We start from the raw sequence: 6,687 nt of genomic DNA, 5'->3' as shown, positions 1-6,687 counted from the left end.
CGGCTAAAGCCGCTCCTACGCGAAAAATGCGGTCCGTCGTAGGAGCGGCTTTAGCCGCGAAGGCCACCCACACACTGGCCTACGTGATCTACACCTCCGGCTCCACTGGCCAACCTAAAGGCGTCATGGTCGAACACCAGACCCTGTCCAACCTTGTCGACTGGCATTGCACCACCTTCAACCTGAAACCCGGCAGCCACACTTCGAACCTTGCCGGCTTCGGTTTTGATGCCACCGCCTGGGAAATCTGGCCAGCCCTGTGCAGCGGCGCCACCCTGCATCTGGCGCCGACCCAGGACGGTGCCGAGGACATTGATGCCTTACTGACCTGGTGGCGTGCCCAGCCGCTGGACGTCAGCTTCCTGCCCACGCCCATCGCCGAGTACGCCTTCAACCACGACACGCCGCACCCGACCCTGCGCACCTTGCTGATCGGCGGCGACCGCCTGCGCCAGTTTCCGCACAACCAGCGCTTTAATGTGGTCAACAACTACGGCCCGACTGAAGCCACCGTCGTTGCGACCTCAGGCCCGGTACAAGCCGGCCAGCCGCTGCACATCGGCAAACCCATGGCCAACGCCAGGGCCTATGTGCTGGATGAACAGCAAAATCCAGTCCCGATCGGTGTCACTGGCGAGTTGTATATCGGCGGTGCCGGCGTCGCCCGCGGCTATCTGAATCGCCCGGACCTGAGCGCCGAACGCTTCCTCAAAGACCCGTTCAACCCACTCCCCAACGCCCGTATGTACAAAACCGGCGATCTGGTGCGCTGGCTGGCCGATGGCAATCTCGAGTATCTGGGCCGTAATGACGATCAGGTCAAGATCCGTGGCGTGCGTGTCGAGCTGGGTGAAATCGAGGCCGCGCTGGCCAGCCACCCCGAAATCAAAGAGGCCGTGGCGCTGGTGCGCGACGGCCAGTTGCTGGTCTGGTTTACCGCGACTGCAGACGAGGTCGATATCCAGGCCTTGCGCAGTCATCTGCAAGGTCGTTTGCCGGACGCATTGATACCGGCCGCCTATGTGCGTGTCGACAGCTGGCCGCTGACGGTCAACGGCAAACTGGACCTCAATGTGCTGCCGGACCCTGGCCAGGACGCGCTGCTGAGCCGCGAATACCAGGCACCGCAAGGCGAGACCGAAACCACGCTGGCGCAGATCTGGGCCGAGGTGCTCAAGGTCGAGCGGGTCGGGCGGCATGATCATTTCTTCGAACTGGGCGGCCATTCGTTGTTGGCCGTGAGCCTGATCGAGCGCATGCGTCAGGCCGGGTTGAGCAGCGATGTTCGGGTGTTGTTCAACCAGCCGACCCTGGCGGCGCTGGCGGCGGCGGTAGGCAGCGGGCGTGAAGTCGCGGTGCCGGCCAACCTGATTGCCGAGGGTTGCCAGCTCATTACCCCGGCCATGCTGCCGCTGGTGGACCTGGACCCTGCCAGTATCGAGCGCATTGTTGCCAGCGTGCCCGGTGGTGCGGCCAATGTGCAGGACATCTACCCCTTGGCGCCGTTGCAGGAGGGCATTCTTTATCACCACATCAGTGCCAGCCAGGGCGACCCGTACCTGCTGCAATCGTGCCTGGCCTTCGACAGTCTCGAGCGCCTGAACGCCTTTGCCCAGGCATTGCGCACGGTCGTCGCCCGCCACGACATTCTGCGTACGGCGGTGCTCTGGCAGGGCCTGTCAGTGCCGGTGCAAGTGGTCTGGCGTCATGCCGGGCTGCCATTGACCGAGGTGCCGGCCGATTCGACCCGCGATGTACTTGAACAATTGCAGGCGCGCTTCGATGCCCGTCATCATCGCCTGGACATTACCCAGGCGCCGCTGGTGCAACTGGTTTACGCCCAGGACCCGGCCAACGACCGGCTGGTGGCCATATTGCTGTTCCATCACCTGGCGCTGGACCACACGGCGCTTGAGGTGGTGCGGCAGGAAATGCAGGTCAGCCTGCTGGGCCTCGATGCCTCGCTGGGCCAGGCCATTCCATACCGCAACTACGTGGTGCAGGCGCGTCACGGGGTCAGCGAGCAGGGACATGAAGCGTTTTTCCGCGAGATGCTCGGCGATATCGACGAGCCCACCTTGCCGTTCGGGCTGCAGGACGTGCAGGGCGATGGCGTGGACATCGAGCAGTTCCAGTTGACCCTGCCCGAGGCGCTGGCGCTGCAAGTGCGGCGCCAGGCGCAGCAGGCCGGGGTGAGTGCCGCCAGCCTGTTCCACCTGGCCTGGGCGCGGGTATTGGGCGCCAGCAGTGGCCGCGACAGCGTGGTGTTCGGCACCGTGCTGCTCGGCCGTTTGCAGGGCGGCGCCGGTGCCGATCGAGGCCTGGGAATGTTCATCAACACCTTGCCGCTGCGCATCGACCTGCAAGGTCAGGGCGTGCGGGCGGCGCTGCAAACCACCCATGCCCGGCTCAGCGCGCTGCTGGTCCATGAACACGCATCCCTGGCGCTGGCACAACGTTGCAGTGGCGTGGCCGCGCCGGTGCCGCTGTTCAGCGCCATGCTCAACTTTCGCCACAGCGAGAACCACGCCAGCCAGCAACAGGCGCTGCAAGGCATCGTCACCCTGGCCCACGAAGGCCGCACCAACTACCCGCTGACCCTGAATGCCGACGATATGGGCGATGGTTTCAGGCTGACCGTCCTGACCCCGGCCGCCATCGGCGCCCAGCGGCTGTGCGGCTATATGCAGCAGGCGTTGGCGGGACTGGTCGAAGCCTTGGCCAACGCGCCGCACCGGCCGGTCGAACACCTGCCGGTGCTGCTGGACGAGGAGCGTGAGCGGTTGCTGGCGGGCTTGAATGCCACCGCTGTGCCGTATGACCTTGAGCAGACCTTGCATGGACTGTTCGAGGCCCAGGTGCTGCGCACACCCGAGGCCATTGCCGTGCAGGCGGGCGCGTTGCGCCTGAGCTATGCCGAGCTGGATGCGCGGGCCAACGGGTTGGCGCATGCGCTGATCGAGCGCGGCGTGCAGGCGGACGACCGTGTGGCGATCTGCGTCGAGCGCGGGCTGGAGATGGTCATCGGTCTGCTGGGAATCCTCAAGGCCGGTGGCGCCTATGTACCGCTAGACCCGGCTTACCCGCAAGAGCGCCTGGCATACATGCTCGAAGACAGCGCGCCGGTGGTGGTGCTGGTGCATGAAGCCACGCACGCACTGTTGCCGAATGTGAAGGTGCCGCTGATCTGGATTGAATCTGACGCAGCCCTTATGGAAGAGGGCTTGCCCGCGATAGCGGACGCCAGCCATCTGGCCTACGTCATCTACACCTCCGGTTCCACCGGCAAACCCAAGGGCGTGATGAACGAACACGCCGCCGTGGTCAACCGCCTGCTATGGATGCAGGACGCCTACGGCCTGACCGCCGCCGATACCGTCTTGCAAAAGACCCCGTTCAGCTTCGATGTCTCGGTCTGGGAATTCTTCTGGCCGTTGATCACCGGCGCCAGGCTGGTCATGGCCAAACCCGAAGGGCACAAGGATCCGGCTTATCTGAAGCAGGTGATTGCCGAGGAAAACATCACCACCCTGCATTTCGTACCCTCGATGCTCGATGTGTTTCTGGCCCACGACGACACCACGGCCAGTCCTCAACTGAAACGAGTGATCTGCAGCGGCGAGGCTTTACCCGGCAGTCTGGTCAGGCGCTTCAAGGCGCAACTGCCGGACAGCGAACTGCATAACCTTTATGGTCCGACCGAAGCGGCGGTGGATGTCACCGCGTGGAACTGCGCCGGCCCTATCGAACAGACGCCGGACAACACACCCATCGGCAAACCCATCGCCAATACGCGGCTGTATATCCTCGACGCCCACCAGCAGCCAATGCCGCTGGGCGTGGTCGGCGAGCTGTACATCGGCGGCGTGCAGGTGGCGCGCGGCTACCTGAACCGCCCGGAGCTGAATGCCGAGCGCTTTCTCGACGACCCATTCAGCGAAGGCCGGCTGTACCGCACCGGCGATATAGCGCGTTATCTGCCCGATGGAAATATCGAATACCTGGGCCGCAACGATGATCAGGTCAAGATCCGGGGCCTGCGTATCGAGCTGGGCGAGATTCAGGCGCGCCTGACCGAGCGCTCTGACATTCGCGAGGCGGTCGTCTTTGCCCGTGATCAGCGGCTGGTGGCGTATTACACCGCCGCCGAACGGCTGGACATTGACGCACTGCGTGCGCATTTGCTGGAAACCCTGCCGGAATTCATGGTTCCGGCGACCTTTGTCCACCTGCAAGCCTTGCCGCTGAGCCCTAACGGCAAGCTGGACCGCAAGGCCTTGCCGGCCCCCGATGCACAGTCGATCAAGACCCGCACATACGAAGCGCCAGAGGGCGAGCTGGAAATCACCCTGGCACGGCTCTGGGCCGAGTTGCTGGGTGTCGAGCGGGTCGGCCGCCAGGATCACTTTTTCGAGCTGGGCGGGCATTCGCTGCTGGCGGTGACCTTGATCGGGCGTCTGCAGCAGGAAGGAATCGAGGCTGATGTCAGGGCGTTGTTCGAGCAACCGACCCTGGCCGGCTATGCCGCAATGACAGAAAGAATGGAGATCGTTCTGTGAGCCTGAATGACGTATTGACGGCCTTGAAGGCCAGGGACATTCAGTTGGCCCTCAAGGATGACCAACTGGTGGTGCAAGGCAACAAACAGGCGCTCAGCGAGCCGGGCATGCTGGCGTTGCTGCGCGAGCACAAGCCGGCGCTGCTGGCGCTGATCCGCAGCGGGCAGTACACGCCCGGTGTCAGCGGGCCGGTGCCGGTGCCGCCCAACGGCATTGCGCCACAGGCGACGCGCATTACACCGGCAATGATTACGTTGCTGAGCCTTGAACAAGCCGAAATCGACACGATTGTCGCCAGCGTGCCGGGCGGCGCGGCCAATGTGCAGGACATCTACCCCTTGGCGCCGTTGCAGGAAGGCATTCTGTACCACCATCTGAGCGCCACTCAGGGTGATCCGTATGTGATGCAAACCCGCTTTGCCTTCGCCAGTGCCGAGCGCCTTGAAGCCTTTGCCCAGGCCTTGCAAGTGGTGATCGACCGCCACGACATTCTGCGCACGGCGGTGCTCTGGCAAGACCTGCCGGCGCCGGTGCAGGTGGTCTGGCGTCGCGCGCAACTGCGGCGTGAAAGCCTTGAGCCGGCGCCCGGTGAGGATGCAATGGCTTGCCTGAACGCACGGTTCGACAGCCGCCATTACCGCCTCGATGTCAGCCGCGCACCGTTGCTGCACCTGGCGCATGCCTGGGATGAAAGCGCGCAGCGAATCGTCGCGCTGTTGCTGTTCCACCACATGGCCCTGGACCACAGCGCGCTGGACGTGGTGCGCCATGAAATCCAGGCCTGCCTGAGCGGTCAGGGCGCGCAACTGGGCAAGCCGGTGCCGTTTCGCAACTATGTGGCCCAAGCGCGGCTGGGCATCAGCGAGCAGGAACACGAGGCTTTCTTTCGCGAGATGCTCGGTGCCCTCGATGAGCCGACCCTGCCGTTCGGCCTGCACGATGTACAGGGCGACGGCAGCGCTATCGAAGAATTTCACCAGGCCTTGCCAAACGCGCTGAGCCTGCGCCTGCGCGCCCAGGCGCGGCAGCAAGGCGTCAGCGCTGCCAGCCTGTTTCACCTGGCATGGGCGCGGGTGTTGAGTGGCGTCACCGGCCAGTCGAGCGTGGTGTTCGGCACCGTGTTGATGGGGCGCTTGCAGGGCGCCGAAGCCACCGACCGGGCGCTGGGTATTTTTATCAATACCTTGCCGCTGCGCGTCGACATAGACGATCAAGCGCTGGCCGCCGCCCTGAACGCCACGCATGCGCGGCTGACCACCCTGATGCGCCACGAACACGCGCCGCTGGCCCTGGCACAACGGTGCAGCGGCGTGCCGGCCCCGGCGCCGCTGTTCAGCGCCTTGCTCAACTACCGACACAGCGCCAGTGGCAGCAAGCAGACCGCCAGCGCCCAGACCCTGGCGGCCTGGGAAGGGATCGAAACCCTGCGCGGCCAGGAGCGCACCAACTTTCCGCTGACATTGAGCATCGACGACCTGGGCCGCGATTTCAGCCTGAGCCTGCTGGTCAGCCCGCAGGTCGACGGGCAACGGGTCTGTGATTACGTGGTGCGTGCCGTGGAGCAAATCGTCGAGGCGCTGGAGCAGGGCGCAGGCCAGACAATCAACAGCCTGTCGATCTTGCCGTCGGCCGAACGGGCGCAAGTGCTGGAAGGGTTCAACGCCACCCGTGCGCACTATCCGCAGGGCTTGAGCATTCATCGGCGCGTTGAGCAGCAGGCTCAGGCACGGCCAGACGCCGTGGCGGCGGTGTACCAGGGCCAGTCGCTGACCTATGCCGAGCTGAACCGGCAGGCCGACGGGCTGGCGCAGCACTTGATCGGGCTGGGCGTTCAGGCGGACGACCGGGTGGCGGTGTTCGCCCGGCGTGGGCTGGAAACGCTGGTCGGGTTGCTGGGCGTCCTGAAAGCCGGCGCCGGCTATGTGCCGGTCGACCCGGCGCATCCGCAGGAGCGTGTGGCCTATTTGTTGAGTGACAGCGCACCGAAGGTGGTGCTGACCCTCGGCGCATTGCGCGAACGCTTGCCCGACTTGGCTGTGCCGGTTATTGATCTGGACCGTGGTGAATTCTTCGCGGCTAAAGCCGCTCCTACGCGAAAAATGCGGTCCGTCGTAGGAGCGGCTTTAGC

2 protein-coding genes are annotated in these 6,687 nt (G+C 64.6%); both read left to right on the top strand.

Annotation, left to right across the window (positions count from 1 at the left end; translation table 11 throughout):
- Positions 1–4,559, top strand: a 4,559-nt coding sequence (locus tag ACYAS9_RS21910; protein WP_463570407.1) for an amino acid adenylation domain-containing protein, incomplete at its 5' end; no start/stop codon positions are given.
- A partial coding sequence (locus ACYAS9_RS21905; RefSeq protein WP_463570406.1) for a condensation domain-containing protein occupies positions 4,556–6,687 on the top strand: 2,132 nt, incomplete at its 3' end. The genes ACYAS9_RS21910 and ACYAS9_RS21905, both read left to right, overlap by 4 nt.

Source organism: Pseudomonas sp. HP_08 (assembly GCF_055284095.1).
The sequence above is the reverse complement of the archived record's forward strand: the minus strand, read 5'-3'. Positions and strand labels throughout refer to the sequence as shown.